A 23,988-nucleotide genomic window follows, 5' to 3' on the forward strand; every position below is an offset into this window, starting at 1 on the left:
GTGGCCCATGAACGACCGGCGGCGCGAGGCGCTGGAGCACGAGCATCGCCCGGAGGTGATCGAGCGACGGCTGCGTGCCCCCTCCCGGCTCCAGCACATGCCCGATGCCATCCTCGGCGGCATCGACGGCTGCGTGACCACCTTCGCGGTGGTCTCCGGGGCCTTCGGCGCGGGGTTCTCGTCCACGGTGGCGCTGGTGCTGGGGGTCGCCAACCTGCTCGCCGACGGCTTCAGCATGGCGGTCAGCAACTACGAGGCGATCCAGGCCCAGCGCGATCATGTCGAGGGGGTGCGTCGCACCGAGAACCACCATATCGACGAGGTACCGGAAGGCGAGCGCGAGGAGATTCGCCAGATATTCCAGCGCAAGGGGTTCACGGGCGAGACACTGGAGCGTGTGGTCGAGACCATCTGCAGTGACCACGAGGTGTGGGTGGAGACCATGGTCTCTGAGGAGCACGGCCTGCAGACCGTGGGGCTGAGCCCGTGGCGCTCGGCGCTGGCCACCTTCATCGCCTTCCTGGTGGTGGGCGCCATGCCGCTGCTGCCCTATGCGATACCGGGGCTGGATACTACCCGGCAGTTCCTGGCGAGCCTGGCGGTGGCCGGATTGATGTTCTTCCTGATCGGCATGGGCAAGAGCCTTGTCTATCATCAGCCGGTACTGAAGGCGGGGCTGAGGACCCTGCTGATCGGCGGGGTCGCGGCCGGGCTGGCCTTCCTCACCGGTCACCTGGCGCAGGCGCTGTTCGGCGTGGGCCTGTAGGTCGCCTTAACGACAGGGTCGCGTCGGCGACGATCCAGCATCCGGGTCAAACGGGGGCTGCGCGGGGGTAAGCGGGATGTGGCTGGCATGCTCGGGCCAGGGCGGCGTAGGCTGGGTGGCACCGTAATGCCAGGGAGACAGCGAATGGACCGCTTCATGCAGGCCGCGCTCGAGGAAGCCCGCCATGGTCTCGAGGAGGGCGGCATCCCCATCGGCTCGGTGCTGGTGCACCGCGGGGTGGTCATCGGCCGCGGCCACAATCGTCGCGTGCAGCTGGGCAGTGCGGTGCTGCACGGCGAGATGGATGCCCTGGAGAACGCCGGGCGCCACCCGGCCGAGACCTACCGCGAAAGCGTCCTCTACACCACCCTCTCGCCCTGTCCGATGTGCAGCGGTGCCATCCTGCTCTATGGCATCCCGAAGGTGGTGATCGGCGAGAATCGTACCTTCCTCGGCGAGGAGGCCCTGCTGAGGGAGCGTGGCGTCGAGGTGGAGGTGCTGCAGGATCCCGAGTGCTTTGCGCTGATGGAGGGCTTCATTGCCGCCTCGCCCGAGCTGTGGCACGAGGACATCGGCGAGTAGCGCCCACTGCGTCAGGCATGACGAGAACCATGCTGATCTGGGTCAAGTCGGCCGGCGAGGGCTGGACTACCTTGATGAGGAGGCGAGCCTCACGAGTCGCTGCGGCCGGCATGGGCTGGGCCGCGATGACTCTTGCTCCCCTGGGCCTCGCCATTCCTGAACTGCATTCGAGGAGTTATCGTCATGGCCAAGAAAGCTTCCAAGGACACCAAGGACGTCCCCGTCTCGAGCGGCAAGTCTGCACCTCAGACAGAGTCCCGGGCGATGAGCCCGTTCCGGGAGTTCGATCGCCTGCTCGATACCTTCTTCGATCGTGGCGGAATGCCGTCGCGCTGGGAGCATCCCCTCTGGCAGCGCTTCGCCGCCTTCGAGAAGGGCATGCCGAAGGTCGATGTCATCGACCGCGATGCCGAGGTGGTGGTCCGTGCCGAGGTTCCGGGCTTCGAGCGCGAGGAGCTCGACGTCTCGGTGACCGACGGCGCGGTGACCATCAAGGGCGACCACCGCGAGGAGAGCAAGGAGGAGGAGGGCGAATACTTCCACTCCGAGATCTCCCGGGGGTCCTTTACCCGGACGGTGGCCCTGCCCAGCGAGATCGATGCCGACAAGGCGGCCGCCAGCTTCAAGAACGGCGTCCTCGAACTGACGCTGCCCAAGCACAAGAAGGCCAATCGCCGCAAGGTCGAGGTCAAGTAACCATCCGGAATGACCGGCATGCCGGGTATCGCGGCGTGCCGGCTTCCCTGGCGTGAGGGAACGAAAATGGACACCACCTGGGTGGTAGTCGCCGACCAGGCACGGGCACGGCTCTTCTCGGCATCCGACCAGAGAGGGTCGCTGCAGGAGGTGGAAGACCTGGCCAATCCCGAGGGTCGCCTGCATGACCGCGACCTGAATGCCGACAGCCCGGGACGTGCCTTCGACTCCATGGGCGAGGGACGCCATGCCATGGGCAAGCACCATTCGCCCAAGGAACAGGAGGCGATCCGCTTCGCCCATGAGGTGGGGGAGCGCCTGGCCGCCGGCCTGCACGACGGCGCCTTCCGGCACCTGATCCTCAGCGCGACGCCGCGCTTCCTGGGGCTGCTGCGCGAGACGCTGCCCGAGGCTGTCGCGAAGTGCATCGTGCTCGAACTGCACAAGGACCTCACGGCACTGAGCCCCGAGGAGATCCGAGCACACCTGCCGGAGCGGCTGCCCCGGGCGCCCCTCTCCTCGCAGGGGTAGGGTAAGGAGCCGATGACCGGGACCGGAGGAAGGCGATGGCGGGCGTGACCCTCTGGCTGACCGGGGACGTAATGACCGGGCGCGGCATCGACCAGATCCTGCCGCATCCCGGTGATCCCCGTATCTTCGAATCCTGCATGACTTCGGCCATCGACTATGTCCGGCTGGCCGAGCGAGTGACCGGCCCGATTCCGCATCCTGTCGACTTCGCCTACGTCTGGGGCGACGCCCTGGCGTGGCTCGAGCGCCAGGCCCCCGACCTGCGCCTGATCAACCTCGAGACGTCGGTCACCACCAGCGACGATGCCGAGCCCAAGGGGATCCAGTACCGCATGCATCCCGCCAACCTGCCGGTACTTGCCGCGGCGGGGGTGGATGCCTGTGTGCTGGCCAACAACCATGTGCTGGACTGGGGGCGGCGCGGGCTATGCGAGACCCTGGAGGTGCTCGGGGAGGCCGGCTACGCCACGGCCGGTGCCGGCCTGGACCGGCATCAGGCGAGGGTCCCGGCACGCTTCGAGGTCCCCGGCGGGCGGGTGCGGCTGCTGGCCTTCGGGCTGCCCAGCAGCGGCGTGCCGCGAGACTGGGCGGCCGGTGACGCCCGCCCCGGGGTCAATGTACTGACCGACCTCTCGACCGCCACCGTGTCGACCATTGCCGCAGACGTCGCCCGGGGACGCGAACCCCGGGAACTGGCCCTGGTCTCGCTGCACTGGGGCGGCAACTGGGGCTATGCGATCCCCGCTGAGCATCGAGAGTTCGCCCACCGGCTGATCGACGAGGCCGGTGTGGACCTGGTCTGGGGCCACTCCTCTCACCATCCGTTGGGCATCGAGGTGTATCGTGGCAGGCTGATCCTCTATGGCTGCGGCGACCTGATCAACGACTACGAGGGCATCGCCGGCCATGAGGCGTTCCGTGACGACCTGGCGCTGCTCTACTTCCCGACCCTCTGCCCGACGGACGGCCGCCTGGAACGGCTGGTCATGGTCCCCCTCCGGCGCCGCCATTTCCGTCTCGATCGAGCCCCTCGCGATGAGGCCGACTGGCTGTGCCGGAGGCTGAACCGCGAGAGGCGGGGCCTCGGCACCCGGGTACGGCACGATGGCCATGACCGACTGGTGCTCGAGTGGCAAGGCGAGCGATGAGCCGTTCAGCTCATGTCGTGCCCTCTTTCCCTTCCTGAGCGGTGTCGGGCGGCGCCCCCGACGCTTCCGGGTCGGTGACGAAGGCACTGCGATGGAAGGCCGCCGCGGCCTCCACTTCGGCAAGGCCGCGCAGGCCGGGTTCCGGTGGCTCATCGCCGGCCAGCACCTGAAGCACCGACCTGACGCCGCGCGCCAGCGATATCAGGTTATAGCCGCCTTCCAGCACGAAGACCAGCCTTCCCCCGCACTGCCGGCGGGCCAGGTTCTGCAGGATGCCGGTCATGGCGGCAAAACCGTCATAGGAGACATTCAGCGCCAGGTCATGGCTGTGGGGATCGAATCCTGTCGAGACCAGGATCAGGTCGGGGCGGAACCACTCGGCCGCCGGTATCAGGATCTCGCGGAAGGCCGTGAGATAGGCGGCGTCGCCGGCATCGGCAGGCAGGGGGACATTGACGATGGTGCCTTCCCCGAGGCCCACCCCGACCTCCTCGAGACTCCCCGTGCCGGGATAGAAGGGAGAGGCACGGTGGATATCGAAGAACAGCACATCCGGGTCGGCCCAGAAGATGTCCTGGGTACCGTTGCCGTGATGGGCATCCCAATCGACGATCATCACCCGCTGACAGCCCAGCGCCGCCTGGGCATGGGCGGCCGCCACGGCCACGTTGTTGAACAAGCAGAAGCCGCGGGCGCGTACCGGTTCGGCATGATGACCGGGGGGCCTTACCAGCGCGAAGCTGCTCTCGGCCCGCCCCTCTACCACCGCCTCGACGGCGGCGATCGCCGTGCCGGCGGCCACCTCGGCGGCATCGACGCTGCCGGGGGAAACGGCCGTGGTATCCACGTCCAGCCAGGCGCTCTTGCCGCGCAGCTGGTAGATGCTGTCCAGGTAGGAGTTGGTATGGACGTGCCCCAGCTGCTCGCGAGTTGCCGGCTTGCCGGCCTCGAAGGTCACCCCGGGGACCGGTTCGAGTTCCAGCAGGTGCCGGATGGCGGAGAGCCGGGCGGGGTGTTCGGGATACTTCCAGGGCACCCCCAGCCCCGACAGCAGTGAGCGGACTCGCTTGTCCATGCGCCCCGGCAGGAAGGGCACCTCGATATCCGGTTCATGGGCCAGCATCCGCTCGTCATAGAAGGCGATCACGCTATTCTGTTCGGCCACTGTAAAGGCTCCATGTTGTGCGCAACATATGGGCGAGACGAATCATGCCTCTGGCTACAGCATATCAGGGGGCTGGCATCATGGGGGGAGGACGGCCCGTCACATCAGCGCATGGCGTCGAGCAGTCGCTCCACCGCCAGGAACAGCTGGCGGCGCGGCTGGGCGCCCTCGAGCACGCCGGCATGCTCGCCGTCCAGCGAGAAGCGAAGGCCCGGCACGCCGCCGATACCGAGTTGCCGGGCGGTCTGCTGGTCGGCCCGCACCTGCTGGCGGAAATCGCCCTGCGCCAGGGCCTCGCGCAGGGCCTGGCCGTCCAGGTCGAGCGTCTGCGCCACGTGGACGAGTGCCTCGGGGTCGGCCAGGTCGAGGCTCTCCTCGAAGAAGCCGCGAAACAGCGCCGTGCGCATGGCGCTGTCGGCCCCTGGCCGGACGGCGTCCTGCGTCCGGGCCCAGGCACTGGCCTCGTGGGCCAGCCGCGAACGGGGCTGCAGGCGGGGCAGGCGCAGGGTCATGCCGCGCTCCGCGGCCATGGGATAGACGGCACGTTCCCAGACGTCGTGCAGGTAGTCGCCGTCGGGGTCGAGTGTCGGCTCGGGCTCGGGGCGCAGCTCGAAGGCTCGCCAGCGGATCGCCACGGCCCCGCCGAAGCGCTCGGCCAGGGCGTCGAGTTCCGGCGCTTCCAGGTAGCAGAAGGGACAGACGTAGTCGCTGAAGACATCGAGGGTAATGCGCGGCCGGGTCATCGGTTGCCTCCTGTGGCGATGCGACAGACCCGGGGAGGGTAACAGCGCGTCGGCCGGCAGGACATGGCGGGAGAAGAGGGCGGTCGGTGCGACGTCAGGCGCTGCGGCTAGCCGGTTCGGCGCGGATGTGCAGATGCACGGCGCAGGCGACCCGCAGCAGGGAGGCGAGGTTGGGCACCGCCCCCTTGGTGGCCATCACCTCCCCGTAGAGTTCGCTGATGAACTGTCCGGTAGAGAGTTGCTGATCGTGGGCCAGGTGATCGAGGATCTCCCAGAACTCGTTCTCGAGCCGCACGCTGGTCACGCTGCCCTGCAGTCGAAGCGAGCGGGTGGTGCATTCGTAGCGTTGGGGATCGGTGGAGGCATAGACGTGGCACATGACATTCACTCCGCAGGGAACAGGGTGCCGGAGCGGTCCCGGCTCGTTCGACCTTGCCTTCTGCGGCCGCCCATGAGCATTAGACCATCGTCGATGTAGTAACCCGCTGTTACCCGTCCAGCCGTGCTTGCGCCTACTCTCCATGGAGGTGGCTGGTCCGCCGGTCCACCCCGACAACAAGAAGCAAGGCGCGGCTCACCTTCCCCGGGTGCTGCGCCCCCCACCCCGGAGAGGTCAGCGATGAGTTCACCCACGATTTCCCGCCGCGTCTTTCTCAAGGCGAGCGGAGGCGTTCTGGCCGGCACCCTGGCCTTCGCCAGTGGCCCCATCGCCCTGCTGGCGCCCTCGCGCAGCTGGGCAATGCCGCTCGACAACCTGGGTTCCCGCCAGGGCGAGGTCCTGCTTGCGGTCACCCGGCAGATCTTTCCCCACCCTGACCTCGAGGATGCCGTCTACGCCCACGTGGTGAAGAGCCTCGACCGCAAGGCCGTCGAGGGGGCGCTCCTCACGACACTCAACGACGGCATCGCCGAGTTGGACAAGTCCGCAGGCGGTGACTGGCTGGCGCTGGACGATGCCGCGCGGCTCGATCACCTCGCTCCCCTGGCCGGCACTCCCTTCTTCGAGGCCATCCGTGGCGATGCCGTGGTCTCGCTCTACGACAACCCCCTGGCCTTCGCCCACTTCGGCTACGAGGGCGCTGAGGGCGACGGCGGCTACCTGACCAAGGGCTTCAACGACCTCACCTGGCTGCCCGACCCGCCCCAGCCCGAGGGTGGCTACCTGCCCTTCGAGGAGCCCACGGCCTGACGGGCCCGCCGAGCGACCGACGACCAGAACAACAACGCATGTGGAGACGCCAAGATGGCAATGACCGACAACCAGAAGACCTTTGCCCACGACGACGGCAGCGTCGTCGTGGTAATCGGGTCCGGCGCGGGGGGCGGCACCCTGGCCAACGAGCTGGCCCAGCAGGGCATCGACGTGGTGGTGCTGGAGGCCGGCGCCCTGCATACCACCGCCGACTTCCTGGCCGACGAGTGGGCCTCCTTCGCCCAACTCGCCTGGCTCGACACGCGCACCACCTCGGGCAGCTTCCGCCTGGCCAGGGACTTTCCCAACCTGCCGGCCTGGATCGTCAAGTCGGTGGGCGGCACCACCGTGCACTGGGCGGGGGCCAGCCTGCGCATCCAGCCCCATGAGTTCGCAGCGCTGACGAATTACGGGGAGATCGAGGGTGCCAACCTGCTCGACTGGCCGCTCACCTACGACGATCTGGCCCCCTTCTACGACCGCGCCGAGCGGCGCATGGGTGTCACCCGCACCAACGACAACAAGGGGCTGCCCGGCAACAACAACTTCAAGGTGATGTACGCCGGTGCCAAGAACCTCGGCTATTCGTGCAATACCGGCCACATGGCCATCAACAGCGCGCCACGCGACGGGCGCGCCGCCTGCCAGCAGCGCGGCTTCTGCTTCCAGGGCTGCAAGACCGGCGCCAAGTGGTCGACCCTCTACACCGAGCTGCCCGAGGGCATTGCCACCGGCCATCTGGAGCTGCGCCCGGAGTCCCACGTGGCGCGGATCGAGCATGATGACAACGGCAAGGTCACGGCGGTGGTCTACTTCGATGCCGACGGCAACGAGCAGCGCCAGCAGGCGCGGCTGGTGGCGGTGGCCGGCAACTCCCTGGAGACGCCGCGCCTGCTGCTCAACTCGGCCAGCACGATGTTCCCGGAGGGGCTCGCCAACGGCTCTGGCCAGGTGGGACGCAACTACATGCGTCACATGACCGGCTCGGTCTACGCCACCTTCGACGAGCCCGTGCACATGTACCGCGGCACCACCATGGCCGGCATCGTCTCCGACGAGGCGGGCCACGACCCCACGCGGGGCTTCGTCGGCGGCTACGAGATGGAGACCCTGGCACTGGGCCTGCCTTTCATGGCCGCCTTCCTCGACCCCGGTGCCTGGGGACCGCGCTTCACCGGCGCGCTCGACCAGTACGAGAACATGGCCGGCATGTGGTTGGTGGGCGAGGACCTGCCCCAGAAGAGCAATCGCGTGACCCTCAATCCCGACGTTACCGACCGCTACGGTCTGCCGGTGGCCAACGTCCACTACGATGACCACCCCAACGACATCGCCATGCGCGAGCACGGCTACCGTCAGGGGGCCGAGCTCTACCGCTCGGTGGGGGCCAGGGACATCTACGAGGTGCCGCCGTACCCCTCGACCCATAACCTCGGTACCTGCCGGATGAGCGAGCGCCCCGAGGACGGCGTCTGCAACGGCTACGGCCAGGCTCACGAGATCCCCAACCTGTTCATCTCGGACGGCAGCCAGTTCACTACCTCCGCGGCGGAGAATCCCACCCTGACCATCGTGTCGCTGGCCATCCGCCAGTCCGAGCACATCGGGCAGCTGATGCGGCAGGGTGAGGTCTGACACGCGTCCATGACGCGCCTGGCAGCGCCGGGCGCGTCTCTCTTTCATTCATGGCATCGATCAAGGAGTTGCGACATGAGCTTCGCAGGTGAGCAGTATCCCGGCGTCCAGGCGCCGACCCCCGAGTCCGACGGCTTTCGTCTCAACCACACCATGATCAGGGTCAAGGACCCCGAGGCATCGCTGGCCTTCTATACCCGGGTGTTCGGCATGCGGGTGCTGCGACGACTCGACTTCGAGGCGATGCAGTTCTCGCTCTACTTCCTGGCGCGGCCGGAAGCCGGCGAGCGCGTTCCCGAGCAGACCGGCGAGCGTACCGTCTGGACCTTCAGCCAGCGCGGCGTGCTGGAACTGACTCACAACTGGGGGACCGAGAGCCAGGAGGGGCGGATCTATCACGACGGCAATGCCGAGCCTCAGGGCTTCGGCCACATCTGCTTCTCGGTGCCGGACCTGGAGGCGGCCGAGGCCTGGTTCGACGCCAACGAGGTCGAGTTCGTCAAGCGCTCGGACCAGGGCAAGATGAAGGATGTGGTCTTCGTCAAGGATATCGACGGCTACTGGATCGAGGTCGTCCAGGCCGACCGGCTCTCCGCCCTGGGCGACTGAGCCCGGCCTACCCGGGGGCGTCGTCGCCGCGTGCCGCCCGCTCCTGGGGCAGCAGGGCGGCATGGATCATTTCATTGATCGGGGTGGGGACGCCGGCCTCGCGACCCAGCCGCACCACGGCGCCGTTCTGGGCGTCCAGTTCGGAGGGACGGCCCGCCATGATGTCGCGCTGCATGGAGGCGGTGCTCTCGGCCGGCAGCGCGTCGATGAACCTCAGGGCCCGCGTCACCGCGTCCTCCGGCAGCGCCACCCCTCGGGCCCGGGCCACCGCCTCGATCTCGGCGAGCAGGCGCTCGGTCAGCGAGCGCGTTTCGGGGAGGGTGCGGGTCACCCCGATGGGCGCCCGGGTGATCGCCCCGATGCCGCTCATCGCGCAGATGAACAGGAACTTGCTCCATACCGCGGCCTGGATGTCATCGGGCATCTCGGCGCTGACGCCCGGGGCGCGGTCCAGCGCGTCCCGCAGGCGCCGGGCGCACTCTCCCTGTTCGGGATGCCGGGTGCCCAGGCGCACGAAGGGCGATACGCCCGCATGACGGATACGGCCCGGGCCCTCGCGCCAGGCGAGGATGCCGCACAGGCCGTCGAGTACCGGCGCCTCGCCGAGCACCTCGGCCAGGACGCCCGCCGCCTCGACGCCATTCTCCAGCGGCAGCACCAGGGTCCGCGGGCCGACCATCGGCCTGATCGCCTCGGCGGCCTCGCGGACCTGCCAGGCCTTCACTGCCACGATCACCGCATCCACGATCCCCGCCTCAGCCGGGTCGTCGGTGGCCCTGATCGGTTCGACGGTCACGTCGCCCTCGATGCTCGACACCGCGAGGCCATGCTGGCGGATCGCCGCCAGGTGCTCGCCCCTGGCGATGAAGGTGACCTCCTCGCCGCCCTGTGCCAGGCGGGCGCCGAAGTAGCCCCCCACGCCGCCACTGCCCATGATCGCGACCTTCATCCTCTCTCCCCGTGCTGTCGGTGATGGCTCTCCCGAGCATACCGCCATGGGCGCGCCCCGGCGATGGGCGAACTGGAGCGGCGGGGCCGGTCGGTGTAGGCTTGCCGCCCTTGTTCTCAGCACAGGACCCGATCATGAGCGATCTGCCCAACTGCCCCGAGTGCGGCTCCGCGTTCACCTACGATGATGGCATCCAGCTTGTCTGCCCGGAGTGCGGCCACGAGTGGTCGAGGGATGCCGGCGCGGAGCCGGCCGGGGACGAGGCGGTGGTCCGCGATGCCAACGGCAACCCCCTGGCCGACGGCGACACCGTCACGGTGATCAAGGACCTCAAGGTCAAGGGCGCCTCGGCGGTGGTGAAGGTCGGGACCAAGGTCAAGAACATCCGCCTGGTCGACGGCGACCACGACATCGACTGCAAGATCGATGGCATCGGGGCCATGAAGCTCAAGTCCGAGTTCGTCAAGAAGGTGTGATACCCTCTCGCCACGACGGGAGGAGCACCCCCATGGCCGAGGATTCATCCCCCAATGCTGCTGCGGCCGCAAACGACGTCTCGCTCCGGGACAAGGTCGCGTTCCTGTCGAGTCCCCGGTCCTACCCCGGGTTCGAGGGTGAGGTCGATGTCAGGGAGACCCATATGGCCTGGGTCTTCCTGGCGGGGGCTCGCGTCTACAAGCTCAAGAAGCCCGTCGAGTACACGCATCGTGACTGTCACTTCCTGCGCGACCGCGAGGTGCTCTGTCACGAGGAGGTCCGGCTCAACCGTCGCCTGGCCCCGGAGGTCTACCTCGGGGTGGCAGCCTTGCGGTTCGATCCCGCGGGCAGGCTGGCGCTGGAGGGTGAGGGAACGGTGGTCGACTGGCTGGTCGTGATGAAGCGGCTGCCGGAGCACCTCATGCTGGACATGGCACTGTCCCGGGGCAACGTCACCGGAGCCGGGGTCACCCGGGTCGCCCGGCGGCTCGCCGCCTTCTACCGGGGACTCGCGCCGGTCGAGATGCCGGTAGATACCTACCTGGACCGCTTCCAGCGCGAACTCGACCGCAACCGCGAGGTCATCGCGGATTCGCGATTCTCCCTGGCCAACGATGGGGTGACGGCCATGCTCGACCGTCTCGACCGCCTGCTCGCGGAAGAGCCCGACCTGCTGGGGGATCGCCCGCGCCAGGGACGGATCATCGAGGGGCACGGTGACCTGCGCCCCGAGCATGTCTGCCTCTCCGAGCCCCCCGTTGTCATCGATTGTCTCGAATTCAGCCGTCCCCTGCGGCTGTTGGACCCCTTCGACGAACTGTGTTTCCTCGGCCTCGAGTGCGAGCGACTCGGGGCCGCCTGGATGCTCGAGCGACTGGTCGGCGAGTGCGCCCGAACGCTCCAGGACCGGCCGGACAAGCGGCTGCTGGCCTTCTATACGGCCTATCGTGCCTGTCTCAGGGCGCGCCTGTCGCTCGCCCACCTGCTCGAGCCGGACCCGCGCACCCCGGAGAAGTGGGAGCCGCAGGCCAGGGAGTACCTGGCGCTGGGACAGCGGGCCTGTCGTGAACTTGATTAGCCAAGGGGCCCATGGATTCCCGGCCACTCGGGCGGGGATGCGTGCTGCCGTTAGGCTGGGCCCTCGAGCAGTTCGGTGAGCGAGCCATCCTCATGAACGCGACGGATCGCCTCGGCAAAGAGCGGGGCGGCGCTGACCACCTCCAGGTGCTGGCTGGCCACCTCGGCATCGAGGCGAGTCGGCGGGACGGTGTCGGTAACGACAAGCTTCGTCAGCTGCGGGTCGCGGACCACCCGGTCGGCATCGCCGACGAAGAGGCCGTGTGCCGCCAGGCCATATACCTCCTTTGCGCCCCGGTCCAGGCAGGCTCGGGCGGCGCGCAGCAGGGTGCCACCCGTGCTGATCAGGTCATCCACGACCAGCACGGTGGCGCCGTCGACCTCGCCGGTCAGCAGGGTGCCGCTGACCCTGCCCTCGCTGCGACGCTTCTCCATGTAAGCCGAGCCGATCTCGCGACCCAGCATGGGCTCGAGCATTTCCCTGAAACCCTGCGCTCGCTTCACGCCGCCCGGGTCCGGAGAGGCCACCACTACCGGTCCGTCGCCGCAGCGCTCCTGCATGTGATCGGCAAACAGGCGACGCGTATCCAGGGTATGGGTGGGGCAGCGGAAGGCGTTCTGGAACGCCGCGGGATTATGCACATCGAGCGCCATGACGGCGTCGATGCCCATGGCCTCCAGCAGCATGGCCAGATAGCGGGACGTGAGCGGGTCGCGGGGCTTGGTCCGCCGGTCCTTGCGTGCATAGGCCATGTAGGGGATCACGGCGGTCACCCGCCGGGCTCCCGCGTCGCGGACGGTGCCCAGGAAGAACAGCAGCCGGCAGAGCCGTTCGTTGACCCCCTGTTCCGGGTCGCCATTGAGGCTCTGCAGGACGTAGACATCCTCGCCACGCACGCTCTCCAGCGGTCGCGCCTTGTGCTCGCCGTCCTCGAAGTCGCGCTCCTCGTGTTCGGCAAGCGAGATGCCAAGCGACTGGGCCACCTTCTCGCCGAAGGGGCGGCTGGCATTGAGGGAGAAGAGTTTCATGCCCTGCAGCATAGACGCTGGGTCCCGCGCCTGACGAGCCCAAGGGCGATCGGGGATCAAGAGCCGGAAGGCACCAGGCAGCTCGGCAGGCTCTCGCGCAGCGAACGGGGCAGGATGCCCAGGTCCTGGAAGCCGCCGAGATCCTCGTCGGCGACGTTGTCCGACTGCATCAGGATCACCTGGTCGCGCGTCAGCGGCGGGCCGGGCAGCCAGGCGGCCAGGGCCGCCATCAGCCGCCAGGCGAGAAAGGGGAGTGGCACCAGCGGCCGCTCGCGCTGCAGGTGGGCGAGCAGTGTCTCGAGGGTCTCGCGGTAGCTCAACACCTCGGGACCGCCGAGCTCGAAGAGGCGCCGCTCGGAGGCGGGGTGGCCGGTGAGCCGGGCGATGGCCCGCGCCACATCCACCACATGCACCGGCTGGAGCCGGGTCGTGCCGCGACCGAACAGCGGGATCAGCGGTAGTCGGGTGAGGCCCTCCAGTCCGGTGAGAAAGGCATCCCCGGGGCCGAACAGCACGCTGGGCCGCACGATGATCGCCCGGGGCAAGGCCTCCAGCACCGCGTCCTCGCCCCGGGCGCGGGCCCGCACGTAGGCCGAGGCGGAGTCGTGGCGGGCGCCGATGCCCGAGACCAGCACCAGCCGCTCGATACCGGCCGCCCGGGTCCGGCTGGCCAGTCGCCCGGCGCCCGTCACATGGATGGTCTCGAAGCTGACATCGCGGGTCTCGACATAGAGGCTGACGGCATTGACCACGGCGCTGGCACCCGCGAGGGCCGCCTCGATGCTCGCCTCGTCGCACAGGTCGGCGGTGGCGAGCTCCACCGGGTCCCCGTCTTCCAGCCAGGCGGGCAGGGCCGGATGGCGGGCGGCGATACGCACCCCGCGGCCGGCCTCGACCAGTTCCCGCACGATGGCGTCACCGAGAAAGCCGGTGCCGCCGAAGACCGTGACCGGACCCTCGCGCATCATCCCCCTCCACCCTGGCCGTTCAACGGTAGCCGGCCATCAGCTCGCGCACCAGCGGCGTGTCGGCATCGCGGTGGGTGGGCAGCTCGAAGCGGGCCCGGGCGATGGCGGTGCGTGACAGCTCGGCGGTGATCAGCATCTCGCGGTCCTCGGCCTCGGCGAGTAGCTCGCCGCGCGGGCCGAGGATACGCGAGCCACCCCAGAAGTGGCTCTGGCCCTCGGGACCGAAGCGGTTGGCCATGATCACCGGCGTGCCGTAGGTCATGGCGTAGAAGCGCACGTTCAGTGCCCAGTTCTGCTCGTTGGAGAAGTCATCGCTGACGATGCCCGAGGCCGAGTTGATCGGTGCGCAGAGTACCGTGGGACGGGGTAGCAGCGCGGCATGGACCAGTGCCGGGTTCCACAGGTCGGCGCAGATCAGTTGGGTGGTCGACCAGCCGGGGCGCACCGGGGTATGGGTGAGCTCGCTGCCGTGGGTGAACCACTTGCCCTCCTCGAGACCGCCGTAGGTGGGCAGGTTCAGCTTGCGGTGCACCGCGGCGATCTCGCCATCCTGAAGGATGGCCAGCGCGTTGTAGTACTCGCCGGGACTCGCTTCCTCGACGAAGCCCACCACCGTCTGCATCTCGCGGCAGGCCAGGGCCAGCTCGCGCAGGCGTGGATCCTCGAGCGGCATCGCCACCTGCATCACCCGGCTGCCCAGCCCGTAGCCGGTCAGCGAGAGTTCGGGGAAGACAAGCAGCTCGACGCCCCGGTCGCAGGCGTCCTGGATGGTGTCGAGATGCTGCGCCAGGTTGGCATCCACCTCGCCGAGGGTGGCGTTGATCTGCGCGGCGCCGACTCGGAGTCCGTCCTGATAGTGCATCTCATCCCCCTGAAAGTGGGAAGGCCGCCCGTGGGCGGCCCTCCTTGCCATAGGCAATGGCCGGCATTATGCCAGCCATCTCCGGGTGCGTCACAGCAGCTCGTTCTCCTCGAGGAAGGACTGGGCCACGTCCTCGATGTTCTCGCGCTCGACGTCGACCCGGGCGTTGAGCTCGGCCATGGTCTCGTCGTCGAGCAGCGCCGACAGCGCATTCATCTGCTCGGCGAGGTCGGTATTCGCCTCCAGGGTCTCCTGGCGTACCACCGGGGTCAGGGCGTAGGCCGGGAAGTAGCCCTTGTCATCCTCGAGCACACGGAAGTCGAAGGCCGGGATCCGACCATCGGTCGCGAAGACCAGGCCCACCTCGACGTCGCCATCGCGCAGGGCCGGGTAGACCAGGCCGGAATCCATGCGCTTGACGTCGCCACGGCTGACGCGGAAGTCGTAGGCCTGCTGCAGCGGCCGCCAGCCGTCCTCGCGGGCATAGAACTCCGCGTTCAAGGCGAAGGTCAGCTCCTCGCCGTCATTGACCGCCTGGGCCAGGTCGGAGAGCGAGGCGATGCCGCGCTCCTCGGCGTCATCCTCGCGCATCGCCAGGGCGTAGGTGTTGTTGGCCTCGGAGGGCTCAAGCCACACCAGGCCCTTTTCGGCGTCGAGTTCCTTGACCCGCTCATAGGTCTCTTCGGGCCCGAGGCGTTCCGTGACGTCGTTGTAGTTGATCAGTGAGGTGCCGGTGTACTCCCAGTAGAGGTCGATCTGGCCGTTCTCCTGGGCCTGGCGCAGCACGGCGGAGCCCATGCCGGAGCGATTCTCCACGTCGTAGCCGAGGCCCTCCAGGTACTGGGTGGTCATGTTGGAGAGGATCTGCTGCTCGGTGAAGTTCTTCCCCCCGACGGTGATCTCGGCGGCGCCGGCGGTGGTCATGGCACTGGCCAGGGCCAGGCCGGAGAGGGTGGTGATCAGGCGTTTCATGGGTGCTTCTCCTCGTGTGACTTGAAATGGTGTAGCACGTTGCGCACGATCAGGCCCGCGACGGGTTGACGCCTCGCGGCACCATCAGGAAGGCGACGGTGGCGACCAGCGCATCGACGACGATCGCCAGCAGGGCGGTGGGAATGGCACCGGCCAGCATCATCACCGGATCGTACAGGTCGATGCCGGTGAAGATCAGCTCGCCCAGCCCCCCGGCACCGATCAGGAAGGCCAGCGGCACGGTGCCCACGTTGATGGTCAGGGCGGTGCGCATGCCCGCGAAGATCACGTAGAGGGCGTTGGGCAGCTCCACCCGCAGCAGCCGCTGGGTCGACGACATGCCGATGCCGGCGGCGGCCTCCATCAGCGCCGGGTCGACGCCCTTGAGCCCGGCATAGGTGTTGCGGGTGATCGGCAGCAGGGTGGCGACGAACAGCCCGAAGACCGCCGGCACCGTGCCGATGCCCAGGAAGCTCATGGAGAGCGCCAGCACCGCCAGCGTCGGGATGGTGGTGCCGACGTTGAGCACCTGCATCAGCGACTCCGCCCAGCGGGTCATGCTCGGGCGCGACAGCACGATGCCCAGCGGGATGGCCACCAGGATCGCCAGGCCGCCGGAGATCACCGTCAGCCACAGGTGCTGGATGGCCAGGTACTGCACGTCGGGCAGGTACCACAGGAAGTCGTCGATGACCCCGCTCGACTGGCTCCATACCCCGGCGAAGAAGATCGCCACCAGCAGGAGTGCCCGCAGGGCCCCTTTCAGGCTCTGGATCGGCATCGGCTCACTCCTTGACGGCGCTGTCGGGGTTCCGGGTGGCGGCCTCGCGGGCGCGGAAGCGTGACCCCAGGTGGTGCGTCATGGCGCGCTGGGTGATCTGGCCGCAGACGCGACCTTCGTCGTCCACGCAGGGCAGCCAGGTGGCGTCCTGGGAAAACATCAGCGAGGCGACCTTGCGCAGGTCGTCCTCCAGGGTCACCGTGGCCGGGACGTTCTCGAAATGGTCGCGACAGTAGCCCTTGGTGGTGCGCGCCTTGGCCCGGGTGATCAGGCCCACCGGCTGGCGCTGGTCGTTCACCATCAGGATGGCGTTCTGGTAGCCGTAGTCGTCGATGCGGGCCAGCGCCGTCTCCAGGGTGTCGCCGGGACTCACGGTGGCGATCTCGTCGGAGACGACTTCCTCGACCTTGACCAGGTTGAGGCGCTTGAGCGCGCGGTCCTCGCCGAGGAAGGACTCGACGAAGGCGTTCTTTGGTGCGGCCAGCAGGTCGTCGGGCGAGGAGTGCTGGACCAGCTTGCCCTCGCGGAATATCGCCACCCGGTCGCCCATCTTGATCGCCTCGTCGATGTCGTGGCTGACGAACATGATGGTCTTCTTCAGTTCCTGCTGCATCTTGAGGAACTCGTCCTGGATCACCGCCCGGTTGATGGGGTCGATGGCGCCGAAGGGCTCGTCCATCAGCATCACTGGCGGGTCGGCGGCGAGCGCCCGGGCCACCCCGATGCGCTGCTGCTGGCCACCGGAGAGCTCGCTGGGAAAGCGCTTGAGGAAGGCGTCGGGCTCCATGGAGATCATCGCCATCAGCTCCCGGGCACGCTCCCGGTAGCGGGCCTTGTCCCAGCCCAGCAGCTTGGGCACCACCGTGATGTTCTCCTCGATGGTCATGTTGGGGAAGAGCCCGATCTGCTGGATCACGTAGCCGATGTTGCGGCGCAGGTCCTGGGTATCCAGGGCGGTGGTGTCCTCCCCGTTGATGAACACCTTGCCGGAGGTCGGCTTCACGATGCGGTTGATCATCTTCAGGGTGGTGGTCTTGCCGCAGCCCGAGGGGCCGAGCAGGATGCAGATCTCGCCGCTGGGCACGGTCATGCTGATGTGGTCGGCGGCGACCACGGCGCCCTTGGGCGTGTCGAAGACCTTGGTCAGGTTATCGAGTTGGATCATTCGGGTGTCCTTGTCGTCTCGGTCGTCAGGGGCTCGCCCTCAGGCGGTGGAGGCGTCGAGCTTCATGCCGCGGGGCGTCAGGCGCTTCTGAGCGTAGAGCAGGGTGTAGTCGACGATGATGGCCAGAAGGCTCACCGCCACGGCGCCGACGATCAGCTGGCGCGGATCGGACTGGGAGATGCCGCGGCTGATGAAGGTGCCGAGGCCCCCGGCGCCGATGTAGGCGGCGATCGCCATCACGCCGATATTGAGCACCACGGCCGTGCGCACGCCGGCCATGATCACCGGCACCGCCAGGGGAATCTCCACCATCCGCAGCCGCTGGTTGGGGCTCATGCCGATTCCCCGCGCCGCCTCGCGCAGGGCCGGGTCGACGTTGTTGATCGCGGTATAGGTGTTGCGGATGATCGGCAACTGGGAGTAGAGCAGCACCGCGATCACCGCGGGCAGGTAGCCGATGCCCTGGCCGATCAGCGAGAGCACCGGGATCATGATCCCGAACAGCGCGATCGAGGGGATGGTGACGATGATCGAGGCGGCGTAGAGCACGGCCTGGGCCAGGCGCTCGTTCTTGGTGATGGCGATCCCGATCGGTACCCCGGTCAGGGTGGCGATGCCGACGGCGACCCCCACCAGGGCGATGTGCTCCAGGGTGCGCGTGGCCAAGAGGTCGATGTTGTCCAGTGCGTACTGAATCAGTTCCAAGTCGTTTCTCCTTGCGAGCCCTGTCCCTTGGCAAGCATAGCCGCCTGACGACGGCCCAGCGGTGCCGGGGTGTGACGATGTCGCGGGCAGGGGCGAGGGGCGACGAATTGCCCCATGCGAGGCTCCACAGCATAGCAGAGCGTCCTATCTATTTGTTTTTCCGTGAATGAGGATGCGCAATGAGAAGAATTGGCAGTGTTGATGCCTTCCGGGTAGCCGAGCGCATGCGATAGCCCTTCTCCCTGCCTCTTCAAATGATATCGATTATCGTTCTTGTCGGTAACGTCCGTGAACGTGCCGCGATCCGTTCGATTGGGCGGCGGGGCTTCACATCAAAATGATACAGGACTAAAATGGTCCTCAATCGAACATGAGGGGGAGATATCCCCGGGGAGTCAGGCCTTGCTCAAGCTTTCGCGGCTGACCGACTACGCCGCCGTGGTGATGGCGCAGATTGCCCGTCACCCGGAACAGCCCCACGCCGCCGCGGAGCTTGCCGAGGCGGTCCAGCTGCCCCATCCCACGGTCAGCAAGACCCTGAAGATGCTGGTGCGCGCCGGCCTGCTGGAGTCGCGCCGTGGCGCCCAGGGGGGATACTCCCTGGCGCGCCCCGCGTCCCGGATCACCGCCAGCGACATCATTTCCGCCATCGAGGGGCCGGTGGCGATGACCGAGTGCAGCCAGGCCGGCGGCGACTGCGACCTGGCCGCCACCTGCGGGGTCGCGGACAACTGGCAGCGGGTCTCGCTGGCCATCCGTACGCTGCTCGACAGCGTGACCCTGGCCCACCTGGCCGACACCAGCCCGATCAAGCTGCCAGTGCAGCTGCCCATTCAGAGCGTGAGTCTGGCCGCCGAGGCCTGACGCACCCCGAGCACTCACTACCCGAGGCGAGCCTCGCTCGCCGACCCAACCGCCCGGGAGGGGGACACATCATGGCAACTCAGGAAATGGAACAGCTTGTCCGTCGCGAGTACAAGGAAGGCTTCGTGACCGACATCGAGAGCGACACGGTACCGCCCGGCCTGGACGAGAGCACCATTGCCTTCATCTCGAACAAGAAGGGCGAGCCGGAGTGGATGCTGGAGTGGCGCCTCAAGGCCTACCACCAATGGCTGAAGATGACGCCGCCCTCCTGGGCGCACCTGGACTATCCGCCCATCGACTACCAGGCGATCTCCTACTACAGCGCGCCCAAGCGTGACGAGGACCGTCCCCAGAGCCTCGACGAGGTGGACCCCAAGCTGCTCGAGACCTACGAGAAGCTGGGCATTCCCCTGCACGAGCGGGCGGCCCTGGCCGGCGTGGCGGTGGATGCCGTCTTCGACTCCGTCTCGGTGACCACCACCTTCAAGGAGAAGCTTCACGAGGCGGGCGTGATCTTCTGCTCCATCTCCGAGGCGATCCGCGACTACCCGGAACTGGTCAAGCAGTACCTGGGCAGCGTGGTCCCCCAGGGGGACAATTACTTCGCGGCGCTGAACTCGGCGGTGTTCACCGACGGCTCCTTCGTCTTCGTCCCGGAAGGCGTGACCTGCCCCATGGAGCTCTCCACCTACTTCCGTATCAACGCCGCCAACACCGGCCAGTTCGAGCGTACCCTGATCGTCTGCGAGAGCCGTGCGCAGGTCTCCTACCTGGAGGGCTGCACCGCGCCGCAGCGTGACGAGAACCAGCTGCATGCGGCGGTGGTGGAGCTGGTGGCGCTCGAGGATGCCTACATCAAGTACTCCACCGTGCAGAACTGGTACCCCGGCGACGAGGACGGCAAGGGCGGCATCTACAACTTCGTCACCAAGCGGGGCGACTGCCGGGGCGACCGCTCGCGCATCAGCTGGACCCAGGTGGAGACCGGCTCGGCGATCACCTGGAAATACCCCTCCTGCGTGCTGCGCGGCAAGGACAGCATCGGCGAGTTCTACTCCGTGGCGGTGACCAACGGCCGCCAGCAGGCCGATACCGGCACCAAGATGATCCATATCGGCGAGGGCACGCGCTCGAGCATCATCTCCAAGGGCATCTCCGCCGGCCGCAGCAACCAGTCCTATCGCGGCCTGGTGAAGGTGGGACCGCGGGCCAGGGGTGCGCGCAACTTCACCCAGTGCGACTCCCTGCTGATCGGCGACCAGTGCGGCGCCCATACCTTTCCCTATCAGGAGATCGGCAACAGCACGGCCACCGTCGAACACGAGGCCACTACCTCCAAGATCGGCGAGGACCAACTGTTCTACTGCCAGAGCCGCGGCATCTCCGAGGAGGACGCGGTCAGCATGATCGTCAACGGCTTCTGCAAGGACGTCTTCCAGGAACTGCCCATGGAGTTCGCCGTGGAGGCCGAGGCGCTGCTGAACGTTACCCTCGAAGGTGCTGTGGGTTAAGGCGCTACTGCGCTCGGTCACTCGGTGTGGGAGGCCCTCCTCGGCATGCTCATTGAGCAACAGTCAACTCCGCTGCACTCGTCGGGCCTCCGCCTTGATTGACCGTCGCTCATGACGCGCCTCTGGCGCAGTGGAATGCATCATTTTTTCGGGCCGCGGTGGCGGCTCGCCAGAATCGAAAAGGTAGTCAACATGCTCGAAGTCAAGGATCTGCACGTCACGGTCGAGGGTTCCGAGATCCTCAAGGGCCTCACCCTGACCATCAACGCCGGTGAAGTCCACGCCATCATGGGCCCCAACGGGGCCGGCAAGTCGACCCTCTCGGCGGTGATCGCCGGCAAGGACGGCTACGAGGTGACGAAGGGCTCGATCACCTTCGAGGGCCAGGACGTGCTGGAGATGGAGATCGAGGAGCGGGCCCGCGCCGGCCTGCTGCTGGGCTTCCAGTACCCGGTGGAGATCCCGGGGGTGAAGAACATCTACCTGCTCAAGGCGGCGCTCAACGCCCAGCGCGAGGCGCAGGGCCTGGGCGAGATCCCGGCACCGGAGTTCATGAAGCTGATCAAGGAGAAGGTCGCTTCCATGAAGATGGACACCAGCTTCCTGCAGCGTGCCGTCAACGAGGGCTTCTCGGGCGGCGAGAAGAAGCGCAACGAGATCCTGCAGATGCTGGTGCTGCAGCCCAGGCTCGCGATGCTCGACGAGATCGACTCGGGCCTGGACATCGACGCCATGAAGGTGGTCGCCGACGGCGTCAACTCCCTGCGCGCCGAGGACCGGGCCATCCTGCTGGTGACCCACTACCAGCGCCTGCTCGACTACATCGTGCCGGATCGCGTGCACGTGCTGGTCGATGGCCGCATCGTCAAGAGCGGCGATGCCGACCTGGCCCGCGAGCTCGAGAGTCGCGGCTATGACTGGGTGCAGGAGGAGACCGCCGCATGAGTGATGCAGTGCAGAGCGATGTGCAACGCTTCCTCGACCGGCTGAGCGAGCGCAGCAACGCACGCGGCGCCGAGCCGACCTGGATTGCCGCCCGGCGCCAGGCGGGGGCCGCCCGCTTCGAGGCGCTGGGCTTTCCCCATCGGCGCATCGAGGAGTGGAAGTACACCGACGTGCGGGCCATCGCCCGCGGCGACTTCCACCTGGCCACGGATGCCGACTTCTCCCCGGCCACGGCGGCGCGACTGACCCTGCCCATGGAGGCCCACCGGCTGACCTTCGTCGATGGCGTCTTCGCCCCGGCCCTGTCGAGGCTCGACGACCTGCCCGCTGGCGTGCAGCTGGTGCCGCTCTCTCGTGCACTCGAGGAGAACCACGAGGCGGTGGGCGGCCCGCTGGGTCGGCTCACCGGGGTCGAGTTCTCGCCTTTCGCGGCGCTCAATACCGCCTTCATGGAAGAGGGCGCCGTGCTTCGCCTGGCGCCGGGCACCGTGGTGGAGAAGCCGATCATCCTGCAGTTCCTCTCCCGTGAGGGCGAGGCGCCGGTGATGAGCCACCCGCGCATCCTGCTCGAGATGGCCGGGCGCAGCCAGGCCACGGTCATCGAGCACCATGTGGGCGAGGAGCAGGCCGCCAACTTCACCAACCTGGTGGAGGAGATCATCCTCGACCGCGGCGCGATCCTCACCCACTTCAAGCTGCAGGAGGCGCCGCTTTCCGACCTGCACGTGGCCAGCATCCACATCGAGCAAGCCCGCGACAGCCGCTACACCTCGTTCAACCTGAACCTGGGCGGCGGCCTGGTGCGCAACGACCTGGTGGCCGAGCTCAACGGCGAGGGGGCCGAGGCCAACTTCAACGGCCTCTTCTACGGCCAGGGTCGCCAGCACGTGGACAACCACACCCTGGTCAACCACAACGCGCCCCACACCTTCTCCCACGAGAACTACAAGGGCATCCTCGACGACCGCGCCCATGGCGTGTTCAACGGCAAGGTGATCGTCAAGCGCGACAGCCAGAAGATCGAGGCCGAGCAGAGCAATGCCAACCTGCTGCTCTCCGACCGCGCCGAGATCGACACCAAGCCCGAGCTCGAGATCTACGCCGATGACGTCAAGTGCGCCCACGGCGCCACTACCGGCCAGCTCGACGAGGAGGCGGTGTTCGCCCTGCGCACCCGCGGCATCGACGAGCAGACGGCCCGCGGCCTGCTGACCCTGGCGTTCGCCGGCGAGGTGCTGGAGCAGGTCGACCTCGACGCCATCTCCGAGCGGGTCGAACTGGCCGTGGCGGGCAAGCTGCCCGAGCGCTTCAACCTGGCCGGCCTGGTGGAAACCGCCGCCGCCCTGAACGAGGAGTGAGCCATGGCCGACTTCAGCGACCTGACGCTGGACGTGGTGAAGGTGCGACGCGACTTCCCGATCCTCGACCGGGAAGTCCACGGCAAGCCGCTGGTCTACCTGGACAACGCCGCCACCAGCCAGACCCCGCGCCAGGTGATCGCGATGTTCGACGACTACTATGGTCGCTACAACGCCAATATCCATCGCGGGCTGCATACTCTGGCCGACGAGGCCACGGCGGCCTTCGAGGGGACCCGGGAGACGGTGCGTGCCTTCCTGAACGCGGGCGAGACTCGCGAGATCGTCTTCACCCGCGGCACCACCGAGGCGATCAACCTGGTGGCCAACAGCTGGGGGCGCGTCAATCTCGGCCCCGGTGACGAAGTGCTGATTTCCCGCCTCGAGCACCACTCCAACATCGTGCCCTGGCAGCTGCTGGCCGGCGAATTGGGATTCGCCATCAAGGTGATCCCGGTGGACGAGCGCGGCGTGCTGGACATGGCGGCGTATCGCGACCTTTTCACCGAGCGCACTCGGCTGGTGGCGGTGAACCACATCTCCAATGCCTTCGGCACCATCAACCCGGTTCGCGAGATGGCGCGGGTGGCCCACGAACACGGCGCCCGGATCCTCGTCGACGGCGCCCAGGCCGCCCCCCACCAGGCCATCGACGTGCGTGACATCGATGCCGACTTCTATGCCTTCTCCGGCCACAAGGTCTACGGGCCGACCGGCGTGGGCGTGCTCTACGGCAAGGCCGGGCTGCTCGAGGCGATGCCGCCCTGGCAGGGGGGCGGCGAGATGATCCGCACGGTCTCCTTCGAGACGCCCACTACCTTCGCCGACATCCCCCACAAGTTCGAGGCCGGTACGCCGGCCATCGCCGAGGTGATCGCTCTGGGGCGTGCCCTGCAGTGGGTCCAGGAGATCGGCCTCGAGCTGATCGGTGCCTGGGAGGCCAGGCTGCTCGAGCATGCCACCGAGGGCGTGCAGGGCATCGAGGGGCTGCGCGTTCTGGGGACTGCACCGGACAAGGCGGGCGTATTGTCGTTCGTGGTCGACGGGGCGCACTCCCAGGACATCGGGCTGCTGATCGACCAGCTCGGCGTGGCGATCCGGACCGGCCATCACTGCGCCCAGCCGCTGCTGGCACAGTTCGGGCTGGACGCCACCTGCCGAGCATCCTTCGCCGCCTACAACACGCCCGAGGAGATCGACGTCTTCGTCGAGGGGCTCGAGCGCGTCGTTGGCATGCTGCGCTGAGGCCTATCAA

At 67.6% G+C, this 23,988-nt stretch carries 26 protein-coding genes; 15 read left to right on the forward strand and 11 right to left on the reverse strand.

The annotated features are described in order from the left end of the window. Window positions 1-7: 7 nt before the first annotated feature. The 5 genes from QLQ83_RS00710 to QLQ83_RS00730 all read left to right on the forward strand — a co-directional run bounded on the left by QLQ83_RS00710 (window position 8) and on the right by QLQ83_RS00730 (window position 3,723). Window positions 8-766, forward strand: coding sequence for a VIT1/CCC1 transporter family protein (locus QLQ83_RS00710; RefSeq protein WP_282733664.1), 759 nt, complete (start codon window positions 8-10; stop codon window positions 764-766). A gap of 144 nt (window positions 767-910) precedes the next feature. Then, window positions 911-1,348 (forward strand): nucleoside deaminase, encoded by a 438-nt coding sequence (locus QLQ83_RS00715; RefSeq protein ID WP_282733665.1) that lies wholly within the window; start codon window positions 911-913, stop codon window positions 1,346-1,348. A 183-nt stretch (window positions 1,349-1,531) separates the two neighbouring features. Then, window positions 1,532-2,044 (forward strand): Hsp20/alpha crystallin family protein, encoded by a 513-nt coding sequence (locus QLQ83_RS00720; protein ID WP_282733666.1) that lies wholly within the window; start codon window positions 1,532-1,534, stop codon window positions 2,042-2,044. Between the two features lie 66 nt (window positions 2,045-2,110). After that, the gene (locus tag QLQ83_RS00725; protein WP_282733667.1) at window positions 2,111-2,575 is read left to right on the forward strand and encodes a host attachment protein; all 465 of its coding nucleotides are present in this window, start codon (window positions 2,111-2,113) and stop codon (window positions 2,573-2,575) included. Window positions 2,576-2,610: 35 nt separating this feature from the next. After that, window positions 2,611-3,723: a CapA family protein gene (locus QLQ83_RS00730; protein ID WP_282733668.1), complete on the forward strand. Its 1,113-nt coding sequence runs from the start codon at window positions 2,611-2,613 to the stop codon at window positions 3,721-3,723. Window positions 3,724-3,733: 10 nt separating this feature from the next. Here QLQ83_RS00730 and QLQ83_RS00735 read toward each other — a convergent pair whose 3' ends face one another. From QLQ83_RS00735 to QLQ83_RS00745, 3 genes are all read right to left on the reverse strand, one after another. Continuing rightward, entirely contained in the window at window positions 3,734-4,888 is a 1,155-nt protein-coding gene (locus QLQ83_RS00735) for a histone deacetylase family protein (RefSeq protein ID WP_282733669.1), read from the reverse strand. Window positions 4,889-4,992: 104 nt separating this feature from the next. Next, window positions 4,993-5,631, reverse strand: a complete 639-nt coding sequence (locus QLQ83_RS00740) for a DsbA family oxidoreductase (protein ID WP_282733670.1) — start codon at window positions 5,629-5,631, stop codon at window positions 4,993-4,995. Between the two features lie 94 nt (window positions 5,632-5,725). Then, window positions 5,726-6,010, reverse strand: coding sequence for a ribbon-helix-helix domain-containing protein (locus tag QLQ83_RS00745; protein ID WP_282733671.1), 285 nt, complete (start codon window positions 6,008-6,010; stop codon window positions 5,726-5,728). A 240-nt stretch (window positions 6,011-6,250) separates the two neighbouring features. Between QLQ83_RS00745 and QLQ83_RS00750 the strand changes: the two genes are divergently transcribed. From QLQ83_RS00750 to gloA, 3 genes are all read left to right on the forward strand, one after another. Next, window positions 6,251-6,820 carry a twin-arginine translocation signal domain-containing protein gene (locus tag QLQ83_RS00750; RefSeq protein WP_282733672.1) on the forward strand — a complete coding sequence of 190 codons (570 nt, stop codon included), beginning with the start codon at window positions 6,251-6,253 and terminating at the stop codon, window positions 6,818-6,820. Window positions 6,821-6,874: 54 nt separating this feature from the next. Beyond that, the gene (locus tag QLQ83_RS00755; protein WP_282733673.1) at window positions 6,875-8,458 is read left to right on the forward strand and encodes a GMC family oxidoreductase; all 1,584 of its coding nucleotides are present in this window, start codon (window positions 6,875-6,877) and stop codon (window positions 8,456-8,458) included. 75 nt (window positions 8,459-8,533) lie between these two features. Then, entirely contained in the window at window positions 8,534-9,067 is a 534-nt protein-coding gene (gloA, locus tag QLQ83_RS00760; RefSeq protein ID WP_282733674.1) for a lactoylglutathione lyase, read from the forward strand. Window positions 9,068-9,074: 7 nt separating this feature from the next. Here the strand turns inward: gloA and QLQ83_RS00765 are convergent, their stop codons facing one another. After that, a complete protein-coding gene (locus QLQ83_RS00765) occupies window positions 9,075-10,016 on the reverse strand; it encodes a 2-dehydropantoate 2-reductase (RefSeq protein ID WP_282733675.1) in 942 nt (313 codons plus the stop codon). Window positions 10,017-10,150: 134 nt separating this feature from the next. On the opposite strand from QLQ83_RS00765, the gene QLQ83_RS00770 reads away from it, so the two are divergent. Beyond that, entirely contained in the window at window positions 10,151-10,492 is a 342-nt protein-coding gene (locus QLQ83_RS00770) for a zinc ribbon domain-containing protein YjdM (RefSeq protein WP_282733676.1), read from the forward strand. Between the two features lie 32 nt (window positions 10,493-10,524). Next, complete coding sequence (locus QLQ83_RS00775) at window positions 10,525-11,571, forward strand: hypothetical protein (RefSeq protein ID WP_282733677.1); 1,047 nt, start codon at window positions 10,525-10,527, stop codon at window positions 11,569-11,571. Window positions 11,572-11,621: 50 nt separating this feature from the next. Here QLQ83_RS00775 and QLQ83_RS00780 read toward each other — a convergent pair whose 3' ends face one another. From QLQ83_RS00780 to QLQ83_RS00810, 7 genes are all read right to left on the reverse strand, one after another. After that, window positions 11,622-12,599: a ribose-phosphate diphosphokinase gene (locus QLQ83_RS00780; protein ID WP_282733678.1), complete on the reverse strand. Its 978-nt coding sequence runs from the start codon at window positions 12,597-12,599 to the stop codon at window positions 11,622-11,624. A 56-nt stretch (window positions 12,600-12,655) separates the two neighbouring features. Then, the gene (locus QLQ83_RS00785) at window positions 12,656-13,564 is read right to left on the reverse strand and encodes a complex I NDUFA9 subunit family protein (protein WP_282733679.1); all 909 of its coding nucleotides are present in this window, start codon (window positions 13,562-13,564) and stop codon (window positions 12,656-12,658) included. 22 nt (window positions 13,565-13,586) lie between these two features. Then, on the reverse strand, window positions 13,587-14,429 hold the full coding sequence (locus QLQ83_RS00790; RefSeq protein ID WP_282733680.1) for a nitrilase-related carbon-nitrogen hydrolase: 843 nt from the start codon (window positions 14,427-14,429) through the stop codon (window positions 13,587-13,589). 90 nt (window positions 14,430-14,519) lie between these two features. Further along, window positions 14,520-15,401: a glycine betaine ABC transporter substrate-binding protein gene (locus QLQ83_RS00795; RefSeq protein ID WP_282733681.1), complete on the reverse strand. Its 882-nt coding sequence runs from the start codon at window positions 15,399-15,401 to the stop codon at window positions 14,520-14,522. 49 nt (window positions 15,402-15,450) lie between these two features. Then, complete coding sequence (locus QLQ83_RS00800) at window positions 15,451-16,182, reverse strand: ABC transporter permease (protein WP_282733682.1); 732 nt, start codon at window positions 16,180-16,182, stop codon at window positions 15,451-15,453. Between the two features lie 4 nt (window positions 16,183-16,186). Beyond that, window positions 16,187-17,347: an ABC transporter ATP-binding protein gene (locus QLQ83_RS00805; protein ID WP_282733683.1), complete on the reverse strand. Its 1,161-nt coding sequence runs from the start codon at window positions 17,345-17,347 to the stop codon at window positions 16,187-16,189. A 39-nt stretch (window positions 17,348-17,386) separates the two neighbouring features. After that, window positions 17,387-18,052: an ABC transporter permease gene (locus QLQ83_RS00810; protein ID WP_282733684.1), complete on the reverse strand. Its 666-nt coding sequence runs from the start codon at window positions 18,050-18,052 to the stop codon at window positions 17,387-17,389. Window positions 18,053-18,454: 402 nt separating this feature from the next. Here QLQ83_RS00810 and QLQ83_RS00815 point away from each other — a divergent pair, with 402 nt between their 5' ends. The 5 genes from QLQ83_RS00815 (at window position 18,455) to QLQ83_RS00835 (ending at window position 23,978) form a co-directional block, all read left to right on the forward strand. Then, entirely contained in the window at window positions 18,455-18,916 is a 462-nt protein-coding gene (locus QLQ83_RS00815) for an SUF system Fe-S cluster assembly regulator (RefSeq protein ID WP_152484299.1), read from the forward strand. 71 nt (window positions 18,917-18,987) lie between these two features. Next, the gene (sufB, locus tag QLQ83_RS00820; protein ID WP_282733685.1) at window positions 18,988-20,430 is read left to right on the forward strand and encodes a Fe-S cluster assembly protein SufB; all 1,443 of its coding nucleotides are present in this window, start codon (window positions 18,988-18,990) and stop codon (window positions 20,428-20,430) included. A 192-nt stretch (window positions 20,431-20,622) separates the two neighbouring features. Next, on the forward strand, window positions 20,623-21,375 hold the full coding sequence (gene sufC, locus QLQ83_RS00825; RefSeq protein ID WP_282733686.1) for a Fe-S cluster assembly ATPase SufC: 753 nt from the start codon (window positions 20,623-20,625) through the stop codon (window positions 21,373-21,375). After that, complete coding sequence (sufD, locus tag QLQ83_RS00830; RefSeq protein ID WP_282733687.1) at window positions 21,372-22,733, forward strand: Fe-S cluster assembly protein SufD; 1,362 nt, start codon at window positions 21,372-21,374, stop codon at window positions 22,731-22,733. The genes sufC and sufD overlap by 4 nt, the downstream gene beginning before the upstream one ends. A 3-nt stretch (window positions 22,734-22,736) precedes the next feature. Further along, a complete protein-coding gene (locus QLQ83_RS00835; RefSeq protein ID WP_282733688.1) occupies window positions 22,737-23,978 on the forward strand; it encodes an aminotransferase class V-fold PLP-dependent enzyme in 1,242 nt (413 codons plus the stop codon). The last annotated feature ends 10 nt before the right edge of the window (window positions 23,979-23,988 follow it).

The sequence above is a fragment of the Halomonas rhizosphaerae genome, from assembly GCF_030010555.1.
Lineage (GTDB): Bacteria > Pseudomonadota > Gammaproteobacteria > Pseudomonadales > Halomonadaceae > Halomonas > Halomonas rhizosphaerae.

What these genes read in the sequence shown, in the direction of transcription:
- QLQ83_RS00745 (WP_282733671.1), bottom strand. Translation starts at nt 6,010, where the DNA reads ATGTGCCACGTCTATGCCTCCACCGATCCCCAACGCTACGAATGCACC.
- QLQ83_RS00805 (WP_282733683.1), bottom strand. Translation starts at nt 17,347, where the DNA reads ATGATCCAACTCGATAACCTGACCAAGGTCTTCGACACGCCCAAGGGC.
- QLQ83_RS00785 (WP_282733679.1), bottom strand. Translation starts at nt 13,564, where the DNA reads ATGCGCGAGGGTCCGGTCACGGTCTTCGGCGGCACCGGCTTTCTCGGT.
- QLQ83_RS00730 (WP_282733668.1), top strand. Translation starts at nt 2,611, where the DNA reads ATGGCGGGCGTGACCCTCTGGCTGACCGGGGACGTAATGACCGGGCGC.
- QLQ83_RS00765 (WP_282733675.1), bottom strand. Translation starts at nt 10,016, where the DNA reads ATGAAGGTCGCGATCATGGGCAGTGGCGGCGTGGGGGGCTACTTCGGC.
- QLQ83_RS00755 (WP_282733673.1), top strand. Translation starts at nt 6,875, where the DNA reads ATGGCAATGACCGACAACCAGAAGACCTTTGCCCACGACGACGGCAGC.
- QLQ83_RS00795 (WP_282733681.1), bottom strand. Translation starts at nt 15,401, where the DNA reads ATGAAACGCCTGATCACCACCCTCTCCGGCCTGGCCCTGGCCAGTGCC.
- QLQ83_RS00770 (WP_282733676.1), top strand. Translation starts at nt 10,151, where the DNA reads ATGAGCGATCTGCCCAACTGCCCCGAGTGCGGCTCCGCGTTCACCTAC.
- QLQ83_RS00740 (WP_282733670.1), bottom strand. Translation starts at nt 5,631, where the DNA reads ATGACCCGGCCGCGCATTACCCTCGATGTCTTCAGCGACTACGTCTGT.
- gloA (WP_282733674.1), top strand. Translation starts at nt 8,534, where the DNA reads ATGAGCTTCGCAGGTGAGCAGTATCCCGGCGTCCAGGCGCCGACCCCC.
- sufC (WP_282733686.1), top strand. Translation starts at nt 20,623, where the DNA reads ATGCTCGAAGTCAAGGATCTGCACGTCACGGTCGAGGGTTCCGAGATC.
- sufD (WP_282733687.1), top strand. Translation starts at nt 21,372, where the DNA reads ATGAGTGATGCAGTGCAGAGCGATGTGCAACGCTTCCTCGACCGGCTG.
- QLQ83_RS00710 (WP_282733664.1), top strand. Translation starts at nt 8, where the DNA reads ATGAACGACCGGCGGCGCGAGGCGCTGGAGCACGAGCATCGCCCGGAG.
- QLQ83_RS00750 (WP_282733672.1), top strand. Translation starts at nt 6,251, where the DNA reads ATGAGTTCACCCACGATTTCCCGCCGCGTCTTTCTCAAGGCGAGCGGA.
- QLQ83_RS00790 (WP_282733680.1), bottom strand. Translation starts at nt 14,429, where the DNA reads ATGCACTATCAGGACGGACTCCGAGTCGGCGCCGCGCAGATCAACGCC.
- QLQ83_RS00720 (WP_282733666.1), top strand. Translation starts at nt 1,532, where the DNA reads ATGGCCAAGAAAGCTTCCAAGGACACCAAGGACGTCCCCGTCTCGAGC.
- QLQ83_RS00775 (WP_282733677.1), top strand. Translation starts at nt 10,525, where the DNA reads ATGGCCGAGGATTCATCCCCCAATGCTGCTGCGGCCGCAAACGACGTC.
- sufB (WP_282733685.1), top strand. Translation starts at nt 18,988, where the DNA reads ATGGCAACTCAGGAAATGGAACAGCTTGTCCGTCGCGAGTACAAGGAA.
- QLQ83_RS00835 (WP_282733688.1), top strand. Translation starts at nt 22,737, where the DNA reads ATGGCCGACTTCAGCGACCTGACGCTGGACGTGGTGAAGGTGCGACGC.
- QLQ83_RS00800 (WP_282733682.1), bottom strand. Translation starts at nt 16,182, where the DNA reads ATGCCGATCCAGAGCCTGAAAGGGGCCCTGCGGGCACTCCTGCTGGTG.
- QLQ83_RS00715 (WP_282733665.1), top strand. Translation starts at nt 911, where the DNA reads ATGGACCGCTTCATGCAGGCCGCGCTCGAGGAAGCCCGCCATGGTCTC.
- QLQ83_RS00725 (WP_282733667.1), top strand. Translation starts at nt 2,111, where the DNA reads ATGGACACCACCTGGGTGGTAGTCGCCGACCAGGCACGGGCACGGCTC.
- QLQ83_RS00780 (WP_282733678.1), bottom strand. Translation starts at nt 12,599, where the DNA reads ATGAAACTCTTCTCCCTCAATGCCAGCCGCCCCTTCGGCGAGAAGGTG.